A 19,275-nucleotide genomic window follows, 5' to 3' on the forward strand; every position below is an offset into this window, starting at 1 on the left:
GCCGCGGGGGATGAGGGCCTCGCGGGACTTGCCGGCTCGGGAGTCTCCGCCCGAGACTGCCGCCCGTGTCCTTGCGTCCCGTGACTGTCAGACCTCCCGGCGCCGACTACCAGATTCGCGTCCTGGGGCATCGGCCCACCCCGCTGCGCGACTTCTACCACGCGCTGCTCGAGCTGCCCTGGTCGGCCACCTTCGCCCTCCTCAGCGCGCTCTATCTGCTGGTGAACGCCCTGTTCGCCGCTGGCTACCTGGCCACGGGCGGCGTCGCGCATGCCGCGGCGGGCTCGTTCTGGGATGCCTTCTGCTTCAGCGTGCAGACGCTGGGCACCATCGGCTACGGCGCCATGTATCCCGACGCCCCGGCGGCGCACGCCCTCGTGGTAGTGGAGTCGCTCGTGGGCTTGCTGACCACGGCGCTGGCCACCGGGTTGGTGTTCGCGAAGTTCTCACGCCCGCAGGGGCGCATTGTCTTCTCGCGTCACCCGGTCATCTGCCCCCTGAATGGCGTCCCCACGTTGATGTTCCGATTGGGTAACGAGCGGGGGAACCAGATCGTGAGCGCGGAGATCCGCGTGGTGCTGATGCGCTCCGAGTCCACCGCCGAGGGCCTGCGCCTCTACCGCTCCTATGACCTGAAGCTGGCGCGTGACCGCGCGCTCTCGCTGCAGCGCTCATGGACCGCGATGCACGTCATCGATGCGGACAGCCCGCTGTACGGCCAATCCCCCGAGTCGATCGTCGCGCAGGAAGTGGAAATCCAGGTGATGGTCCTGGGGACGGACGACATCACCATGCAGAGCCTCCACGCGAGCCACCGCTACTTCGCCGCGGGGCTGCGCTGGGGCGAGCGGCTCGTGGACATCCTCTCCGAGGCGCCCGACGGCGACCTCGTGCTGGACCTGCGGAGGTTCCACGACACCCAGCCGTCGCAGCCGACCGAGGGGTTCCCCTATCCGCGAGCCTCCTGAGCCCCGCGCGCCTTCGCCTGCCTCGACACCCGCACGGCCCTGAGATTGAATCCCGCCCTTTCCGAAGTTCAGGGACTCTCATGGACCGAACGCAGGAACCTCAGATTGCCGCTGGCACGGTGTTCCAAGGGCGTTACGAAGTGCTCTCCAAGCTGGGGGAGGGGGGCTACGGGCAGGTCTACCGGGCTCGGCAGCGCGCGACGAATCAAGAGGTCGCGGTCAAGGTGCTGCGAGCGCCGCAGGCGGAGAGTGCCCATCAGGTGGCGCGCTTCCAGCGCGAGATGCAGCTGTGCTCGCAGCTGTATCACCCGAACATCGTGCGGCTCATCGACTCGGGACAGTCCGAGGAGTCGGTGCTGTTCACCGTGTTCGAGTACGTGCCGGGGCGCACGCTGGCGGAGGTGCTGACGGACGACGGCGCGCTGGCTCCGTGGGAGGCGGCGCACTTGATGCTCCAGGTGCTGGATGCGCTGGGCTGCGCGCACAACCAGGGCGTCGTGCACCGCGACCTCAAGCCGCAGAACATCATGGTCACCCACACCGGCGTGCGTCGCAACGCGCTGGTGCTCGACTTCGGTCTGGGGACGTTGGTCAGTGGGCCGAAGGCGGAGGAGCTGGCGCGCCTCACGCGCACGCGCGAAGTGCTGGGCACGCCCGCGTACGCGGCGCCCGAGCAGCTGCGCGGCGAGCCGGCCACCGCGGCCTCGGACCTGTATGCGTGGGGGCTCATCTTCCTGGAGTGCCTCACGGGGCGCCGCGTGATTGACGGCGGCACGCTGCAAGAGGTGCTCTACAAGCAGCTCGGGCCGGAGCCCATCCGCGTGCCGTCGTGGCTGGAGGGGCATCGCCTGGGCTGGTTGCTCCGGCGCGTGACGAGCAAGGACGTGGAGACCCGCTCCATCTCGGCGCAGGAGGCGCTGCGCGAGCTGGAGGCCTGCGCGTCCGAGGGCTGGCCCGACAGTGAAGCCGCGGTTGGCGCGGCACCCACCGTGGCCGCGCGACTGCCCACGCCACCCACGCCGGAGCGCGCCCCTGAAGGCGAGCGCCGACAGCTCACCGCCCTGTGCGTGAGCCTGTCGCTCACGCCGGAGTCGGACGCGGTGGATCCCGAGGAGCTGGATGGACTGTTGCGTGCCCAACACGCGGCCTGCGCGGACGTGGCGCGACGCTTCGACGCCTACGTCGGCAGCATCCTCGGCGAGCGCATGCTCCTGTACTTCGGCTATCCGCAGGCGCGCGAGGACGATGCCCGTCGTGCGGCGCGCGCGGCGCTGGCCATCGTCGAGGAGCTGGAGCATCGGGGCGCTCGGCTCGCGAATGAGCAGCGCATCAGCGTGGAGGTGCGGGCGGGGCTGCACACGGGGCTCGTCAGCCGGCAGGAGGCACGCGGCCGTCATCAGGCGGAGCTGCCCGCGCTGCTCGGCGCGACGCCCAACGTGGCCAGCCGCCTGGAGGCCCAGGCCGAGGCCGGTGCGGTGTGGGTGAGCGAGGCGACCTCGCGGCTCTTGCGCGAGGGCTTCGTCCTGGAGCCCGTGGGCGCGGTGCGCGCTGGGTCCGGGGCCAAGGCGGGCCCGGTGTTTCGCCTGCGAGGTGAGCTGCGCGCGCCCGCCGCGATGTCGGCAGTGAGCGGGGCGCGGCCCTCGGTGTTGCATGGACGTTCGCAGGAGCTGGAGTTGCTCCAGCAGCGCTGGCAGCAGGCCACGCGCGGCTCGGGGCAGGCCATCCTGCTGGCGGGAGAGGCGGGCATCGGCAAGTCCCGGCTCGCGCTGGAGCTGGCGCGCAGGACGGGGGAGGTGCCGCACACCTTCCTGGAGTGCCGATGCGCGCCGGAAGGTCGGCTGAGCACGTTGCGTCCCGTGGTGGATCTCCTGGAGCGGCTGGTGGGCTTCCAGCGCGACTGGACGCCGGACCGCCTGGAGACCGCGCTGGAGGACATGCTGGGCCGGTATGGCTTCGAGCTGACCGAGGTGATGCCGCTGTTCGCGGTGCTCTTCTCGGTGAAGGGGGGCTCGGGGCGCTATCCGCCGCTGGACGTGTCGCCGCAGCGGCAGAAGGACCTGACGCTCGAAGCGATCCTCGCGCTCTTGTCCGCCATGGCCGAGCAGCAGCCCGTGCTGTTCCTGGTGGAGGACCTGCACTGGGCGGATCCGACGACGCTGGAGCTGCTGGGGAAGCTGGTGGAGGACACCGCCACGTCGCGCCTGTGCGCGCTGCTCACCGCGCGCCCGGAGTTCTCCGTGCCGTGGCCCGCGGCGAAGGTGCTGCAGGTGCAACTGGGGCGCTTGGATCGCCAGCGCGCCGAGGAGATGGTCGCGGAGCTGACGCGCGACACACCGTTGCCGCGTGACGTGGTGGAGCAGGTGGTGGGGCGCACGGATGGCGTGCCGCTGTTCGTGGAGGAGCTGACGCGGATGGTGGTGGAGGGCCTGTCCGGCGCGAGGGAGTCCTCCGCGTCGCCACGGCCCACCATTCCCGCCACGCTGCGCGACTCGTTGATGGCGCGGTTGGATCGCCTGGGGCCCGCGAAGGAGACGGCCCAGCTCGCGGCGGCGCTGGGGCGAGAGTTCAGCCATGACGTGCTGCGGGCGGTGTCGGCGCGGGACGAGGCGGCGCTCAAGCGCGACCTGGACGCGCTCGTGTCCGCGGACCTGGTGCACCGGCGCCGTGGAGTGCGCGGCACCACGTTCCTGTTCAAGCACGCGCTCATCCGGGACACGGCGCTGGAGTCGCTCTTGAAGTCCGCGCGGCGGCAGGTGCACGCGCGCATCGCCGCGACGCTGGAGCTGCGCTTCCCGGACGTGGTGCAGTCTCGGCCGGATCTCCTGGCCCATCACCATGCGCAGGCGGAGCAGAAGCGCGAGGCGCTCGAGTACGCGCGCAAGGCGGGCCTGGCGGCCCTCATCCGCAGCGCCAACGCGGAGGCCATCGCCCACGCCACCGAGGCCCTCGCCTGGCTGGATGTCCTGGCCGATGAGCGCGAGCGCGCCCAGGTGGAGCTGAGCCTCAACGGCATCATCACGCCCGCGCTGATGGGAAGCCGAGGCTGGTCCGACGCCGCCATCAAGGCCCAGGTGGATCGCTCGCGAGCGCTCATCGACCTCCTGGGCGATGGGCCTCATGCCGTGCCCACGCTCTGGGCGCTGCTCACCTTCCACCATACGCGCGGCCAGCGCGCCGAAGCCCGGGCGCTCGCCGAGCGGCTCGTGTCGATGGAAGGGTTGTCGCAGGACGTCGACCACCAGGTGGCCACGTTGCCGGCCTTGGGCCATGCCGCGTGGATCGACGGTCGGATGGGGGATTCGCGCGAGGCGTTCGAGCGGGCGTTGTCGCTCTACGTGCCCGCGCGCCACGCGCAGCAGGCCCACGTCTACGGGCTCGATTCCCGCTCCTACGCGGGCATGGGCCTGGGCGAGGTGCTGTGCCTGGTGGGCCTGCCGGATCAAGGCCTGGCCCAGGCGAAGGCCGCGGTGGATTGGGCGCTGGAGATCAACCACGCCAGCACGCTGGGGCTCGCGTACATCTACCTGCTGATGGTGCACCAGCAGCGCGGCGAGCGGGAGCGCGTGGTGGAGGTGGCCGACGCGGCGCTCGCGATGACGCAGCGTCAGGGGATGCCCGTGCACGGCGCCTATGCGCAGATTGTTCGAGGCTGGGCCACCCAGGAGCCGGACGCGCTCGTGGGGCCGCTCGCGTTCCAGGACACGCTGGGCTTCGAGCTGGGGGCGACCTACTACGCCTCGCTGCTCGTGGAGTTGCAGGCCGCGCGCGGGCAGCACGCGGAGGCCCTCACGCGGGTGGAGGACCTGCTGCGGCGCGGGCGCACCCTGGGCGAGACCTACTATGTGCCCGAGTTGCTGCGGCTGAAGGCGCTCAGCGTTCTGGCCACCACGCAGGACACGTCGGCGGCGGAGGCCCTCCTGCGCGAGGCCGTGACGCTCGCGCGCCAGGATGGCACTCGACTCCTCGAGCTGCGGGCCTCGCTGGCGCTGGGTCGTCTGCTGCGCGACACGCACCGGCCCGCCGATGCCGTGAGCGCGCTGCGTCCCTTGCTCGATGGCTTCACCGAGGGCGCGGCGCTCGCGGATGTCACCGCGGCGCGTGACCTGCTCGTCGCACTGGATTCCCCCCGGAGTTGACCCCCGAAAGGTGCACCATGCCTCCCAAGTCCAAGTCCGCGAAACCGAAGGCGCGTTCACTCAACACGGCCGCCGCTGCCTCGAACACGGTGTTGCCCCGCTCGCCGTACTCTTACGAGAACGAGGACGAGAGCGATTACTCCTGGGACACCTGGGAGACGATGCTGGAGTGGCAGGACATCTGGCTGAAGGCCATCGCGCTCGCGTGGACCGACGCCAGGTTCAAGGCACGGCTGCTGGAGAACGCGCGCGCGGCCCTGGTCGAGTACTTCAACTACAAGCTGCCCCAGATGCTCGACTTCCGCGTGGTGGACCTTCTGTCGCCGAAGCTGCCCGTGAAGCTCGAGTATCCCGTTGGCTGGGGCACGGATGAGAACGCGGTGTCGTCGCTGGACATGGTGGGGTGGTACTTCACCACGCCGCCCATCCAGAAGATTCAGACGCGTGAGCAGTACCTGGCTCGACTGAACAGGGACCCCAGCGCTCGGACGGAGTGGATCCTGCCTCGCAGCCTGCTGGTCTATCCGCTGCCGCCGCCACCGCAGGACGTGGCCATCGAAGCCGTGGCGCTGGCGGATTTCTCCAGCGCCGGCCGCACCTATCCGTTCACGACGTGCTGATGCCGGGCTCGAGCCCGTAGAACCGGGCGGGGTTGTCCCAGAGGATCTTGCGCACCACGTCCTCCGGCAGCCTCGCTCGCAGCGACGCCATCTCGTCCACGATGGCGTCGTCATGGTCCACATGGGGGAAGTCGGTGCCCACCAGCAGGCAGTCCGGGCCCACCGCGCGCACGACCTCCTCGATGCCCGGCTCGCCCGGCTCCAGCGCGATGAAGCACTGTCGCCGGAAGTAGTCCGAGGGCTTGTGGCGCACCTGCGCGGCCACCTCGCCGCCCATGTACTTGAAGGCCACCTCGTCCAGCCGCCAGAGCCAGGACGGCAACCACCCACAGCCCGCCTCCAGGAAGCCCACGCGCAGCGCCGGGTGTCGCTCCAGCACGCCACCCTCGATGAGCGCGAGCAGCGCCATCATCTGCTCCATGGGATGCGAGCACGCGTGCATCGCGAAGCGCGTGTCGAAGCGATCCGCGCCGGCCGCGGGCAGCCGCGCGTGCGTTCCCTCGTGGAGCGCCACCGCGATGCCCAGGCGCTCGCACGCGCTCCAGAAGGGCTCGTGGTCCGGATGGCTCAGCGTGCGGCCTCGCACGGGATTGGGAGGCAGCACCACGGCCTTCCATCCGAAGCTCGCCACGCGCTCCAACTCGGGCACCATCGCGGCGGGGTCGTGCATGGGGATGGCTCCGACGGCGCGCAGTCGCTCCGGGTTCTCGCGGCAGAAGTCGCGCAGCCAGTCGTTGTAGGCGCGCGTGAAGGCCGTGGCCCGCTCGGGCGCCATCGAGTCGATGCGCAAGAGGAACAGCGCGGACGTGGGGTACAGGAAGGCCACGTCCAAGCCCGTGCGCTCCATGGCGCGGAGCTGTCCCTGCGGTGAAGCACCCACCGCGAGGCTTCCTTGCCGCTGATACAGCGTCCACGCCATCTCGACGTGGGCCCGCTCGGACACCTTGTTCCATGCGGGCTGCCCATCGAGCATGAGCGTGGGCGGCACCGGGAGCAGCCCCTTGGCGCCCAGCCGGGCCGCGCGTTGGGGCAGGGACTCGCGGGGCGCGAGTAGCTCTTGATACGGCGCGCCCGCGCGGTACTCGGGGGGCAGGTACTCGCGCCACATCTCCAGGGGCTCGATGACGTGGCGGTCGGCGTCGAGGATGCGAAGGCCGTCGCGCATGCGCTGGCTCCGAAGCGGGTCGAAGGGGCTAGAGGAAGAGGGGAACGGGGTTGAGCCGCGCTTCGTCCAGGGGCGCGTCTCGCCACCCCAGGCGCACGGGAACGTCATACAGACGCCCTGGGCCCAGGCGTGGCCAGAAGTGACGCAGCCCGGGCACGGTCACCTTCACCACCGATAGACCGATGTCTGGCCGCGTCTGATCCAGCACCAAGGTCTCCAGGCCCACCCGTGCCGCGCGCGCGACGCAGTCGAGCACGTCCTCGCGCAGGTCTCTCAGGGGCACGGGCGCGAAGTCGGCTCGCACGCGCGAAGCCTGCGTCTCATCGGGGAAGAGGAAGGCCAGGTCATCGAGCGCCGCCGCGTCCCAAGGGGGAGGAAGCTGGGCGCTCGGGTCGAAGAGTTGATTGAACTCGGTGAGCGCGCGCATCAGCGCGAGCCGCGCGTCGAGGTGCGCTCCGAAGCCCACGCAGAACCGTCCTGCATCGGGAGCCCGACCGAGCGCCACGAACGTGGGGATGCCCAGGTCGTGCGTGAGGTCCAAGGCCCAGAGTCGCCAGCCGTGGCCACGGTGATGCTCCACCAGCTCCGCGAAGTAGGGCTCGCCGAAGGACTCCAGGTCCACTCCGGGGCGGCGCAGGCGGTTGTACCACCAGAGCGCGACGGCATCCCGCTCGGCCAGCTCCAGGAAGCCTTGGAGGATGGCCTCCTCCACGCTGTTGCCCGCCGCGTGGCCATTGGAGTCCTGCTGGCCGAAGCGCGGGGCGGTGTCGTGGGGATAGCGCGCGTAGCACAGGGCCGTGGGCAGGTAGCGCAGGCGCTCGTGCGTGAGCGACCACACGGGTGTCCAGTCCACGGGCTGCTCCGCGTCGAAGGGCTCCGGCACGGCCCGACGAGTCGCGCCGTATCGCGCGGAGAGCGCCTCGCGGTCGCGGTACTGCGCGTCGCTGAAGAGGAGCACGTCGCGCGGATGTACCGCCGCGTCTCCCAGTTCGGTGAGTCGTGCCTTCACGCGCGGCTCGTCGCCTTGGAACATCGCGCTCACGCGCTCCAGCCCCTCGCACAGCGCGCTCGCTCGCGATTGCGCGGGCGTTCGTCCCTTGCCCGCGCTCATCGCATGAAAGTCATCGACCGAGGGCCGCTGCGTCTCGGGCTGCGTGAAGTAGGCCGCGCCGAAGACCGGGCGCAGAGGATGGTTCCGCCCCTCCACTGGACCCAGGCTGCTGAGCACGCCCGTGAGTGGGCTGATGAGGTGCTCATGCCGCGCGAACGTCTCTTCGGGCGTCACGCCGCGAAAGCCATTGTCATCCGTGGTCCGGCGCGGACGCGCCTCCAGGACGAGCGGCTGTCGTGCGCGTGCTGCGAGCAGGCCCGCATCTCCGCAGGCAGGGCACTGAGGTCGGCGCACCACCCGGTGCTCGGTGAGGTGGAGCTTGTGTGGCTCCAGGACGAAGAGGGTGTTCGACAGCGTGCCCTGGCCGCCACTCGCGACCCACCGCGCGAGCGCCAGGGCCGCGAACGAGGCGGCGGCCTGGATGCTGGTGGGCAGCGCCGTCAGGTGAGGGCGGCCCTTGCGAAGATTCTGCGCCTCGAGGAACCCCAACACGGGACGGTTCCTGCGCAGCCGATGCGCGAGGCACGCCCAGCAGGGATTCTCCGCGCCCCGAAACACGGGGCCCACCCAGGGGCTCGTGCCGCTCGGCTTCACGAGCAGCCACGGCGCCTTCGGCCACGCTGGGGCGCGGACCCACGCCTCCAGCTCGGGCGAGAGGTAGTCGCGCACGAGCACCACGCGCAGGGGAGAGTCCTCACGGACGGTGAGGCCAGAGCCCGTCAGGGCCTCGGGCCACGGGCCTGACTCAAGCCCGTCCAACGCGAGCACTGAAACCGGGGATGCGGACAGCCAGGTTCGCGCCTCGTGCGGGGCCACGCCGGTCGCGTGCCAGTACTCGGTGACCGCGGGATCGCCCTCGTGGACAACCTCCACGAGGTGGCCGCGCTGCTCCAAGCGCATGATGGCGTAGAGCGCATCCTGGCGAGGGACGGGGGGACTCATCGTGGCGAGCGCGGCCAGCACCTCACGGACGGTGCGCTGGCCATCCAGGAGCGGGGCCGCGCGAATCTGGGCGGTCCCCGTGAGCAGGAACTGCTCGCGCTCGCTCATCAGGAGCGCGCGCTGCTCGTCGAGAATCTCCAGCCGGAGATGCGGCGGGAAGCGGAGGACTCGGTCGAAGGCGTCGCGCATGGCGGATGCAAGCGTCAGGCAGAACGAGACGCGGGGCGGTCCAGGGCGAAGCCCATCTCGCCATCCGGGGTCAGCCCGGTCCGTAGCCAACCCGCGCGCGCATAGAAGCGCTCGGCGCGAGTCCCCGGTGCCGTGCTCAGGACGATGCGGCTGGCACCCCCAGCGAAGAGCCACGTGGTGGCCTGGGCCAGCAAGGCCTGCGCGATGCCCTGTCCCTCGTGCGGAGGATCGATGAACAGGGCCCAGATGGAGGCCGTCTCCTGGTCCGCGATGGAGAAGCCCGCGACGCGGCCCTCGTGCTCGCAGACCCAGCCCTTGCCTCGGTGGACGATGTAGTCGTGCACCATCTCCGGCGGGACGCGTGAGGGATGGGAGAGCCGGTTCTCTCTCACCGCCCACCTCACGCGCATCAACTCGGGGATGTCTTCAACGGCGGCTTCGCGAATGTGCATGGGAGCCTCACCGCGCGCTGCTTCAGGTTGGAGGCTGCGTTGTATCGCACGCCGCCGCGAAGCCCAGGGCTTTCCATGCAACGCGAGGCCGGTCGCGAGGGACCCGCCTCGTTGGCGCCGATGAGCCCAGGCCATGGGCTCACCGGGACCTGTGCCTCACGCGGCCTCGCGTCCGTCCTTCTCCGCGTCTCGCGCCAGCCGCTTCTGGATGGCGAGGAAGAGGGCCTCGTGCGTGGCCGGCGAGGCCAGCTCCACCGTGCCTCCGGGCCGGCCGAACGCGGCCACGGCGTCCCGCAGCGCCTCGCGCGCGGAGATGGCCAGCATGAGCGGCGGCTCGCCCACCGCCTTGCTGCCGTGGATGACGTTCGCCTGATTCGCGTCATCGAGCAGTCGCACGCGCAGGTCGATGGGCGCGTCGCTGAACGCGGGCACCGGGTACGTGCTGGCCGAGTGGGTGAGCAGCCGCCCCTGCGCGTCCCACCGCAGGTCCTCGCCCGTGAGCCACCCGAGCCCTTGGACGTACGCGCCCTCGACCTGTCCTCGGTCCACGCCGGGGTTGAGCGAGTCGCCCACGTCCTCCAGCAGGTCCGCGCGCAGCACGCGCTTCATGCCGGTGTAGCCATCCACCTCCACCTCCGTCACGGCGGCGCCATAGGCGAAGTAGAGGAACGGGCGTCCTCGGCCCCGGGCCTTGTCGTAGCCGATTCCGGGCGTCTGGTAGTACCCGGTGACGGACATGCCCACGCGCGCCAGATAGGCCGCGTCCACCACCTGCGCGAACGTCAGCGCGCGCTCGGGCGGAGCCTCCGCGGGAGCCACGCGACCGTCGCGGAAGATGAACGCCTCGGGCGCGAGTGTCTGGCCTCGCTGCTCAGCCCACAGTCGCGCCGCCACGGGCGCCAGCCGTCCTCGCAACGTGACACACGCCTCGCGCACCGCGGCGCCGTTGAGGTCCGAGCCACTGGACGCGGCCGTGGCCGAGGTGTTGGGCACCTTGTCCGTGGCGGTCTTCATCACGCGGATCGCCTCGGCGCTGACGCCCAGCTCGCGCATGGCCACGCCTTGAAGCTTCGTGTGCAGGCCCTGGCCCATCTCCGTGCCGCCATGCGACAGCAACACCGAGCCATCCCGATACACGTGCACCAGCGCGCCCGCCTGGTTGAGGAACGTCGCGGTGAAGGAGATGCCGAACTTCACGGGGGTGATGGCGAGGCCGCGCTTGATGCGAGGGCTGCGCTGGTTGAAGGCCGCCACCTCCTCGCGCCGACGGGTGAACTCGGAGGAGGCCACCAGCTCGCGCCACATGCGCGGCAGGCGGTTGTCATCCAGCTCCTGGCCGTAGTGCGTGGTGTTGGTGTCACCCTTGCCGTCGTAGAGGTTGCGCTCGCGCACGGCCTCGGGCGCGACGCCGAGCGTCCTCGCCACGCGGTCCAGGATGTCCTCGGTGACGAGCATGCCCTGCGGGCCACCGAAGCCGCGGAACGCCGTGTTGGATGCGAGGTTCGTGCGCGCCACGCGTCCGGAGAAGGACACGGCGGGCACGTGGTACGCGTTGTCGAGGTGGAACAGGCCTCGGTCGAGGATGGACTCGGACAGGTCCAGGGACCAGCCACCATTCGAGACGAGGTGGACGCGCAGGGCGAGCACTCGGCCCGTGGCGTCGAAGCCCACCTCCCACGCCGCGTAGAAGGGATGGCGCTTGCCCGTGAGCATCATGTCCACGTCACGGTCCAGCATCCACCGCACGGGCCGGCCGGTGTGCCACGAGGCCAGCGCCACCAGGGCCGCCGGGGCGTTGCCCTGCGTCTCCTTGCCGCCGAAGCCGCCACCCATGCGCGGTGACTGCACCACCACCTGATGACGGTGCAGCGCGAGCACGTGCGCCACCACGGCCTGCACCTCGGACGGGTGCTGCGTGGAGGACGTCACGGTGACGTCGCCGTCGTCGCCCTTCTCGGCGAAGGCGGCGTGTGTCTCCAGGTAGAAGTGCTCCTGCCCACCCAGCGAGAACGTGCCCGCGAGCCGATGCGGACTGGCCGCCAGCGCCGCGTCCACGTCTCCGCGACGGATGACGTGCGGCTCGGTGTGGTAGCTGTCCCGAGCAATCGCGTCCTCGACGGTGAGGATGGCGGGCAGGGGCTCATACTCCACGCGCACGCGCTGGGCGCCCTCGCGGCACGCGTCGATGGACTCTCCGACCACGAGCGCCACGACCTGCCCGTGGAACAGCACCTCGCGATCCGCGAGCAGCGGTTCATCATGGCGGATGGGGCCCGTGTCGTTCATGCCCGGGATGTGCTCGGCCAGAAGCACGGTCACCACGCCCGGGACGGTCAGCGCCTCCGAGGCGTCGCGTCGAAGGATGCGCGCGTGCGCATGCGGCGCGCAGACCGGCCACACCTCCAACATGGGGCGGCGCTGCGCGACGTCGTCCACGTACTGCGCGCTCCCCGTCACATGTCCGAGCGCGCTGTCATGGCGCAGCTCGCGGCCGTGGTCGGCGCTCACGCCCGACTCACCGGGCAGGAAGCCGGGGGCCGCGTCCAGATGGGGGCTGCGCTCGCCGGTGAAGAGCTTCTCCAGCAGGGCCACCACCAGTCCCCGACGGTACTCGGCGCTGCCTCGCAGGTCGCTGATGGGAGACAGCTCCGTCGAGAGCACGGCCGTCGCTCGCGCCAACGTCTCGCGCGTCCACGGCTGTCCCACGAGCGCGGCTTCTGTCTTTCGCGCACGCACGGGCGTTGCCGCGACGCCGCCAAAGCCCAGGCGCGCGCTGACCACGGTGTTCTCCGCGCTCAGCTCCACGCAGAAGCCCGCCGCGACGATGCTGATGTCCAGCTCGCGCCGCTTGGAGACCTTGAACGAATCCGCAATGCGGCGGTGTCCCTGGGCCATGCGCGCGTGCGGGATGACGATGTGGCGGACCAGCTCGTCTGGCTGAATCGCCGTCTTGCGATAGGCGAGGAAGAAGTCAGACAGCGCCACGGTCCGCTCGCCGCGCGTGGAGGCGAGGACCAGCTGCGCGTCCAACGCGAGCAGCACCGGCGCCATGTCTCCAATGGGGGAGGCCGTCACCAGATTGCCGGCGAGCGTGGCGCGCTGGCGAATCTGTCGGGACGCGAAGACGTTGAGCATCTTCGTGACCTCGGGCAGCTCGGCGCCGAGCGCGTCCTCCAGCTCCACGAGCGAGGCGGCGCCGCCGACGTACCACGCATCCGTCCCTCGGCGGATGGCGCGCAGCTCGGGCACGCCCTCGGTGGAGATGAGGAAGGGGAAGCGGCGGGACTTCTTGGTGACGTCGACTCCTACTTCCGTGGCGCCCGCGACGAGCGTGGCCTCCGGGTGCGCGGCGCGCAGCGACAACAGGTCCGCCCAGGTGGTGGGCCGCAGGAAGCGCTGGTCGCGCACTTCGTACTGGATCGCGGGCACGGGGGTGGCCGGGCCCTCCAGCGAGACGCCGGGCAGTGAGGCGTGCGCGGAGGACGCGTCGCGAGCGGCCAGGGCCTCCATCATCGCGTCGCGGATGGGGCGGTAGCCGGTGCAGCGGCAGATGTTGCCGCAGAGCTGATCCGCCACGGCCTCGGGCGAGCGCACGTCCTTGCGGCAGTACGCCTCCGTCATGGACATGACGAAGCCCGGCGTGCAGAAGCCGCACTGCGAACCGTAGTGCTTCACCATGGCCTGCTGCACGGGGTGGGGCGCGTCGCGGCGGCCCACGCCCTCGACGGTGACGACCTCGCGCCCGGCGACCATGGGCAACAAGGTGATGCAGCTGTTGAACGCGCGCAGACAGCGATTGCCCTGGGCGTCCCGGTCGACGAGGGCCACGGTGCAGGCCCCGCAGTCGCCCTCGGCGCAGCCTTGCTTGGTCCCCGTCGCTCCGCGAGCGCGGAGGAAGTCGAGCAGGGTGGTGTTGGGGGAGGTGCCTTCGACGCGAACGGGCTGGCCGTTGAGCTGGAACTCGAACGTGTTGCTCATTCTCCAGAGGATAGCAGGCGCGGAGGGCCTGGCTGCTCGTCCGCGATGCGGGCGCGCTCATCCCCGGACAGCCCGTGATGGACCTGGAGGAGGCCCGCGGCGATGCTCACCGCGACCTCCTGGGGGGACTTCCCGCCCGTCTCCAGGCCCATGGGGCACCAGACGCGGGCCAGCCGCTCCGGGGGGACGCCCCGAGCCTCCAGCCGCTGGCGGAACCGGGCCCACTTCGTCTTGCTGCCAATCAGGCCGATGTATCGCGCGGGCCGCTCGATGGCGTGGGCGATGATGTCTTGGTCCAGGTCGTGCCGATGCGTCATCACGGCCACGTAGGTGCGCCGGGCGTCCCAGGCGGCCTGCTCGACGACGGTGTCCCAGGGCTCCTCGTGGCGGACCACGCCCTCGGGCACGCGCTCGGAGCGGATCCACTCGGGGCGCTCGTCCACCAGGTGGATTTGGAAGGGCGTGCCCTCCAGGGTGCGGCACAGCGCCTGCCCGACGTGGCCCGCGCCGAAGAGATACAGGCGGGGGCCGTGATTGACGGGCTCCACGAAGACGTCCACGACCCCTCCACAACACTGACCGAGCTTCGCGCCGAGCGGGTAGCGGATGGCGCGCGCCTTGCCAGAATCCAGGCACGCCCGAGCGTCCGCCAGCACGAGCTGCTCCAGGTGGCCACCGCCCACGGTGCCGTGGAAGACGCCATCCGCGCGGACCAGGAGCTTGGCTCCCGCCTCCGCCGGTGTGCTGCCCTGACATGCCGTCACGGTGACGACGGCGAAGGGCGTATCGCCCCCTGACCACTCGGCGAGCCGCCGGACCCAATCCCACATGCAGGGCCCAGTCTGCCACAGCCCTGGCGGCTCAGTGGACCTGTCGCGGAATTCGGTCCGCCAGGGACACCCCGTCCCCGGGCTCCAACACGATGACCTCCGCGGCCACGTGCACGCCCCCCGCGATGAAGTAGCCCACGCGCAGGTTGGCGTTGTCGGTCAGTCGACCGGCGTCGCGCGCCTCCAGCCACTCGTACTGGGTGCGGTCGTCGATGCGCAGCGTGACGTCATCGCCCGTGGCGATGTCATGGACCGTCAGGTGATCCGGCCCCGAGTCCACGAGGTTCCCGCTCACCACTTCCTCTACCTGGTTCAGGTGCTCTTCCTGGCGTCCGGTCTCCATGGCGCTCCGGCTCCTTCGGCTGGCGCCCGCCCGGAGGTGCCGGCCGTGCCGGCGGTGTGCTGTCCGGTGGCCTCGGGTGGGGGCGACGTTCGCTCCGCCGTTCAACCTGGACCCGAGGGCAGTCCGGGCCAAGCACGCCGGGCCCTCCCGGTCCCCACTCAACCGGGCAACGGAGCGCTCCTCACGTCTTCGTGGGACGGGGTGCGCGGCGAGGACCCGAGGGGGCTCCCGCGCGCAGCAGCAGCGTGGCCAGCTCGTGCGCGAGCGCGCGGTCCAGCGGCGCGTGGCCCACGAGGAGCCGGTACCACATCACTCCGAACGCCATGTCCACGAGCAGGAACAGGTCCGCATCCGCGGCCAGCTCACCGCGCTCCTGGGCCTGGGCGAGCACGGAGCGGAGCAGCTCCCGGCGCTTCTCGATGAGGCCGGTGCGGAACTCGGTCGCGAACTGCGCGTCGAGCTGCGCCTCCGCCATGAGCCCCCGGAGGATGTCCCCTGTTCCCCGAGGGTTCTTCAGCGTCTGGAACGTCGAGGCGAGGAACGCCTCCAGCACCTCTCCCAGCGAGCCATGCAACGGCGGCACGAGCGGGGTGGGGGCCTGGGCGATCAGCGCCTCCAGCACGACCGAGGCCTTGGAGGTCCACCATCGATAGATGGTCTGCTTGCCGACGCCTGCGTCACGCGCGATGGCCTCGATGCTCAACGCGGCATAGCCCTGCTCGCGCAGGACCTTGAGCGCCGCCTCGAGCACCGCCGCACGTGACTGTTCGCTCCGCTTCCGCCCAGGGCGGCCCTTCGACGCGTCGTCCACGCGCCCTTTCTACCATCCTCAGTTCGGCTTGACGAGACGCTGCGTCTCGAATTATTAATTTCGAGACGGTTCGGTTCGTATTTCTAGGAGGCACCATGGACTGGCGAAACAAGCAGGTGGTGGTGATGGGTGGCAGCTCGGGCGTGGGGGAGGCGACGGCGCGGCGGCTCGTGGCGCAGGGGGCGCGGGTGGTCATCACGGGGCGGGACGCGGACAAGCTGGCGCGGGTGGCCACGTCGCTGGGGGCGCAGGCGCGCGGGGTGGTGGTGGACGGGACGAACGCCACGGCGGTGCGCGCGTTCTTCGCGGAGCTGGGCGCGTTCGACCACCTGGTGGTGTGCCTGAGCGGAGCGGAGGGCGCGGGCGCGTTCCGGGACTTGGACCTGGCCGGGCTGCGGCGAGGCTTCGAGGCGAAGTTCTGGGCGCACCTCACGGTGGTCCAGGCGGCGCTGGGCACGCTGCGTCCGGACGGCTCGGTGACTTTGGTGACAGCGGCCTCGGCGCGCACGGCGTTCGCGGGAGCGTCGGGACTCGCGGCCATCAATGGTGCGCTGGAGGCGATGGTTCCACCGCTCGCGCTGGAGCTGGCGCCCCTGCGCGTCAACGCGGTCTCACCGGGTGTCATCAACACGCCGTGGTGGGACAAAGCCCCTGCGGCTCAGCGTGACGCCATCTTCGCGACCTCGGCGGCCACGCTGCCCGTGCGCCGCGTGGGCACGCCCGAGGACGTCGCGGACGCGATTGTCTTCGTCGCGGGCAATGGCTTCATGACCGGCACCGTCATCGAATGCGATGGCGGCGCCCGTCTGGCCTGAGCCGCAAGGTCAGTGAGGCGCGGGGCCGCCGCGCGGATGCATGCGCGGGCCCAGCTCCTGCCGGCGCTTCTCCCTCGCGGCGGTCTCCTCGCTGACGAGAGCTCGCGCCTTCGTCTTCTGCGCGTCCGTCAGCAGGGCCTCGGCCTGCTGATACGCGGCGGTGTCCGCGTCGCGCAGCTGGCGCATCGTGGTGTGCACCTGCTCCCGGTGCGCCAGCATCTCCTCTTCGGAGGACGTCGTTCCCGGCTCGGGGCGAAGCGACTCCAGCGTCTGCATCATCGGGGCCGCCTTGGACTTCAGTGCATCCTGGATGCCCTGGAGCTGAGCCACCTGAGTGTCCGACAACCCCAGGTCCTGGCGGTGCTCCAGCAGGAGGCTCACCCAACTGCGCTCCATGAAGGGAGGATGTGGCGGGCCGCCCGAGGGCTGCGCGACAGCCAGCAGGGGGACGAGACAGCACAGGGCAATGAGAGAGGTTTTCATGGGGCGAGGCGCTCCGGGTCGCTCGTGGCAAATGCGCCCGGCGCGAGGAGTGCCCATCACCCACCGCGCCGAGCGTGTGATGCACACCCTGCGCCCCGCGCATACCGCGATGATTTCGCGGCCGTTTCGGAATGTGTCGACGTCAGCAGCAGCGCCCGCCGCCGCTCCGATAGCGCGCCCGCTGTCGCTCGTCGAAGAACTCCGCGTAGCTCATGACGGGGCGGCTCGGGTGTCTTGTGCGCATGTGCCGCACGTACGTGTCGTAATCCGGCACGCCAATCATCAGCCGCGCGGTCCGCACCGCACGCTCCCAGAACGCTCGCAGCGAGTCGTTCGTGAACCTCACGCCGCGCTCCTCACGTCGAGCGCGGGGACATGGGGTGTCTCCTTCGCGGTGGGCTCGGAGGTGCGGCGGGCGGCTCGCGCGGCCCGAAGTCCGAACCCCACCGTCGCGACCACGAGCAGCATGAACAGGAACGTCAGCGTGGCGTCCACGCGGTCGTTGAGGATGACCTGTCGCATGTCTTCCAGCGTCTTCGCGGGCGCGAGCACCTTGCCCGCATCCGCCGCCTCGGCGAACGCTCGCGCATGGGCCAGGAAGCTGACCTTCACGTCCGCGCCGAACACCTTCTGCCAGCCGGCCGTCAGCGTGCAGCACACCAGCCAGAGCGCGGGGACGAGCGGAATCCACACGTAGCGCTCCCGCTTCATCTTCACCAGGGTGACGCTGGCCAGCGTCAACGCGATGGCGGCCAGCATCTGGTTGGCGATGCCGAACAGCGGCCACAGCGTGTTGATGCCGCCCAGCGGATCCACCACGCCCTGGTAGAGGAAGTAGCCCCAGCTCGCCACGCAGAGCGCCGTGGCGATGAGGTTGGCGCTCCAGGACTCGGTCTTCTTGAGCGGCGCGTACACCAGCCCCGCCAGCTCCTGGATCATGAAGCGGCCCACGCGCGTGCCCGCGTCCACGGTGGTGAGGATGAACAGGGCCTCGAAGAGGATGGCGTAGTGGTACCAGAAGGCCATCATCCCCTGGCCAGACACGAGCCCGTGGAGGATCTGCGCCATGCCCACGGCCAGGGTGGGCGCGCCGCCCGCGCGGGACAAGATGGAGGTCTCTCCAATGTCGCGCGCGGTTTGGGTCAGCACTTCCGGCGTGATGACGAAACCCCACTGGCTGATGACCTGCGCGGCGTGGGCCACGTCGGTGCCAATCAACCCCGGGGGCGAGTTCATCGCGAAGTAGACGCCGGGCTGGAGCACCGTGGCCGCGATGAGCGCCATGATGGCCACGAAGGACTCCATCAACATCGCGCCATAGCCCACCATGCGCGCGTCGGCCTCGTTGGCCAGCATCTTCGGCGTGGTGCCCGAGGAGATGAGCGAGTGCCAGCCGGACACCGCACCACACGCGATGGTGATGAACAAGAAGGGGAACAATCCCCCAGCGAACACGGGCCCTGTTCCATCGGTGAAGCGAGTCAGCGCCGGCATGCGCAGCTCCGGCATGGCCAACAGGATGCCCACCGCGAGCAACAGCACGGTGCCAATCTTCAAGAAGGTGGACAGGTAGTCCCGAGGCGCCAAGAGCAGCCAGACCGGCAGCACGGACGCGCAGAAGCCGTAGCCGATGAGCAGCCACGCCAGGACCTTGCTGTCGTACGTGAACAGGGGCGCCCACGCCGCGGAGTCCGCCACCCGGCCGCCCAGCCAGATGGAGAGCATCAACAGGACGAAGCCCGCGACGGACACCTCCAGCACGCGGCCCGGTCGCACGTAACGGAGGTACAGCCCCATCGCCACCGCGATGGGAATCGTCATCGCCACGGTGAAGGTGCCCCAGGGGCTGCCCGCCAGCGCCTTCACCACCACCAGGGCGAGCACGGCGAGGATGATCATCATGATCATCAGCACGCCCACCATGGTGACGACGCCGGCGGCGGGGCCCAGCTCCATGCGCACCATGTCACCCAGCGACTTGCCATCTCGGCGCACGGACAAGAACAGGATGATGAAGTCCTGCACCGCGCCCGCGAGCACCGCGCCGGTGAGGAGCCACAGCGTGCCGGGCAGGTAGCCCATCTGCGCCGCGAGCACCGGACCCACCAGCGGCCCCGCGCCCGCGATGGCGGCGAAGTGATGGCCGAACAGCACCCACTTGTCCGTGGGGACGTAGTCCAGCCCATCGTCGCGCAGCCGCGCGGGAGTGGCCCGCGTGGCATCCAGCCGGAGCGCCCGGTCCGCGATGAAGCGGCTGTAGAAGCGATACCCGAGCAGGTACGTCGCCACCGCGGCCCCGACGAGCCAGGTGGCGTTGATGCTCTCGCCCCGGTGCAGCGCCACGGTGCCCAGGCAGAAGGCTCCGAGGAGGGCGAGCACCGCCCACCCCAGCTTGCTGACGACTCCCGTCATGGTTCCTCCGTGCCGCTCGG

14 protein-coding genes are annotated in these 19,275 nt (G+C 70.5%); 4 read left to right on the forward strand and 10 right to left on the reverse strand.

Translation table 11 applies throughout. From position 1 onward, the window contains the following. Positions 1-65 precede the first annotated feature (65 nt). From JGU66_23775 to JGU66_23785, 3 genes are all read left to right on the forward strand, one after another. Complete coding sequence (locus tag JGU66_23775; GenBank protein MBJ6763803.1) at positions 66-968, forward strand: hypothetical protein; 903 nt, start codon at positions 66-68, stop codon at positions 966-968. Between the two features lie 80 nt (positions 969-1,048). Continuing rightward, positions 1,049-5,104, forward strand: coding sequence for a TOMM system kinase/cyclase fusion protein (locus tag JGU66_23780; protein MBJ6763804.1), 4,056 nt, complete (start codon positions 1,049-1,051; stop codon positions 5,102-5,104). Positions 5,105-5,121: 17 nt separating this feature from the next. Continuing rightward, complete coding sequence (locus JGU66_23785; protein ID MBJ6763805.1) at positions 5,122-5,724, forward strand: BMA_0021/BMA_0022 family TOMM bacteriocin; 603 nt, start codon at positions 5,122-5,124, stop codon at positions 5,722-5,724. Here the strand turns inward: JGU66_23785 and JGU66_23790 are convergent. The 7 genes from JGU66_23790 to JGU66_23820 all read right to left on the reverse strand — a co-directional run bounded on the left by JGU66_23790 (position 5,711) and on the right by JGU66_23820 (position 15,545). Continuing rightward, entirely contained in the window at positions 5,711-6,889 is a 1,179-nt protein-coding gene (locus JGU66_23790; GenBank protein ID MBJ6763806.1) for an amidohydrolase, read from the reverse strand. The genes JGU66_23785 and JGU66_23790 overlap by 14 nt on opposite strands. A gap of 28 nt (positions 6,890-6,917) precedes the next feature. Next, positions 6,918-9,131 carry a TOMM precursor leader peptide-binding protein gene (locus tag JGU66_23795; protein ID MBJ6763807.1) on the reverse strand — a complete coding sequence of 738 codons (2,214 nt, stop codon included), beginning with the start codon at positions 9,129-9,131 and terminating at the stop codon, positions 6,918-6,920. Positions 9,132-9,145: 14 nt separating this feature from the next. Next, on the reverse strand, positions 9,146-9,583 hold the full coding sequence (locus JGU66_23800; GenBank protein MBJ6763808.1) for a GNAT family N-acetyltransferase: 438 nt from the start codon (positions 9,581-9,583) through the stop codon (positions 9,146-9,148). Positions 9,584-9,739: 156 nt separating this feature from the next. Beyond that, on the reverse strand, positions 9,740-13,561 hold the full coding sequence (gene xdhB, locus JGU66_23805) for a xanthine dehydrogenase molybdopterin binding subunit (protein MBJ6763809.1): 3,822 nt from the start codon (positions 13,559-13,561) through the stop codon (positions 9,740-9,742). Further along, a complete protein-coding gene (gene xdhC, locus JGU66_23810; GenBank protein ID MBJ6763810.1) occupies positions 13,558-14,391 on the reverse strand; it encodes a xanthine dehydrogenase accessory protein XdhC in 834 nt (277 codons plus the stop codon). The genes xdhB and xdhC overlap by 4 nt, the downstream gene beginning before the upstream one ends. A gap of 31 nt (positions 14,392-14,422) precedes the next feature. Beyond that, positions 14,423-14,734 carry a hypothetical protein gene (locus JGU66_23815; GenBank protein MBJ6763811.1) on the reverse strand — a complete coding sequence of 104 codons (312 nt, stop codon included), beginning with the start codon at positions 14,732-14,734 and terminating at the stop codon, positions 14,423-14,425. A 181-nt stretch (positions 14,735-14,915) separates the two neighbouring features. Next, positions 14,916-15,545, reverse strand: a complete 630-nt coding sequence (locus JGU66_23820) for a TetR/AcrR family transcriptional regulator (GenBank protein MBJ6763812.1) — start codon at positions 15,543-15,545, stop codon at positions 14,916-14,918. 95 nt (positions 15,546-15,640) lie between these two features. On the opposite strand from JGU66_23820, the gene JGU66_23825 reads away from it, so the two are divergent. Further along, positions 15,641-16,360 (forward strand): SDR family oxidoreductase, encoded by a 720-nt coding sequence (locus JGU66_23825; GenBank protein ID MBJ6763813.1) that lies wholly within the window; start codon positions 15,641-15,643, stop codon positions 16,358-16,360. A 9-nt stretch (positions 16,361-16,369) separates the two neighbouring features. Here JGU66_23825 and JGU66_23830 read toward each other — a convergent pair whose 3' ends face one another. The 3 genes from JGU66_23830 to JGU66_23840 form a co-directional block, all read right to left on the reverse strand. Further along, positions 16,370-16,843, reverse strand: a complete 474-nt coding sequence (locus JGU66_23830; protein ID MBJ6763814.1) for a Spy/CpxP family protein refolding chaperone — start codon at positions 16,841-16,843, stop codon at positions 16,370-16,372. 142 nt (positions 16,844-16,985) lie between these two features. After that, positions 16,986-17,189 carry a putative selenoprotein gene (locus JGU66_23835; GenBank protein ID MBJ6763815.1) on the reverse strand — a complete coding sequence of 68 codons (204 nt, stop codon included), beginning with the start codon at positions 17,187-17,189 and terminating at the stop codon, positions 16,986-16,988. After that, complete coding sequence (locus tag JGU66_23840; protein ID MBJ6763816.1) at positions 17,186-19,255, reverse strand: carbon starvation protein A; 2,070 nt, start codon at positions 19,253-19,255, stop codon at positions 17,186-17,188. Before JGU66_23840 ends, JGU66_23835 begins: the two co-directional genes overlap by 4 nt. Positions 19,256-19,275 lie beyond the last annotated feature (20 nt).

It is taken from the genome of Myxococcaceae bacterium JPH2 (genome assembly GCA_016458225.1).
In the GTDB taxonomy this organism is placed as follows: Bacteria; Myxococcota; Myxococcia; order Myxococcales; family Myxococcaceae; genus Citreicoccus.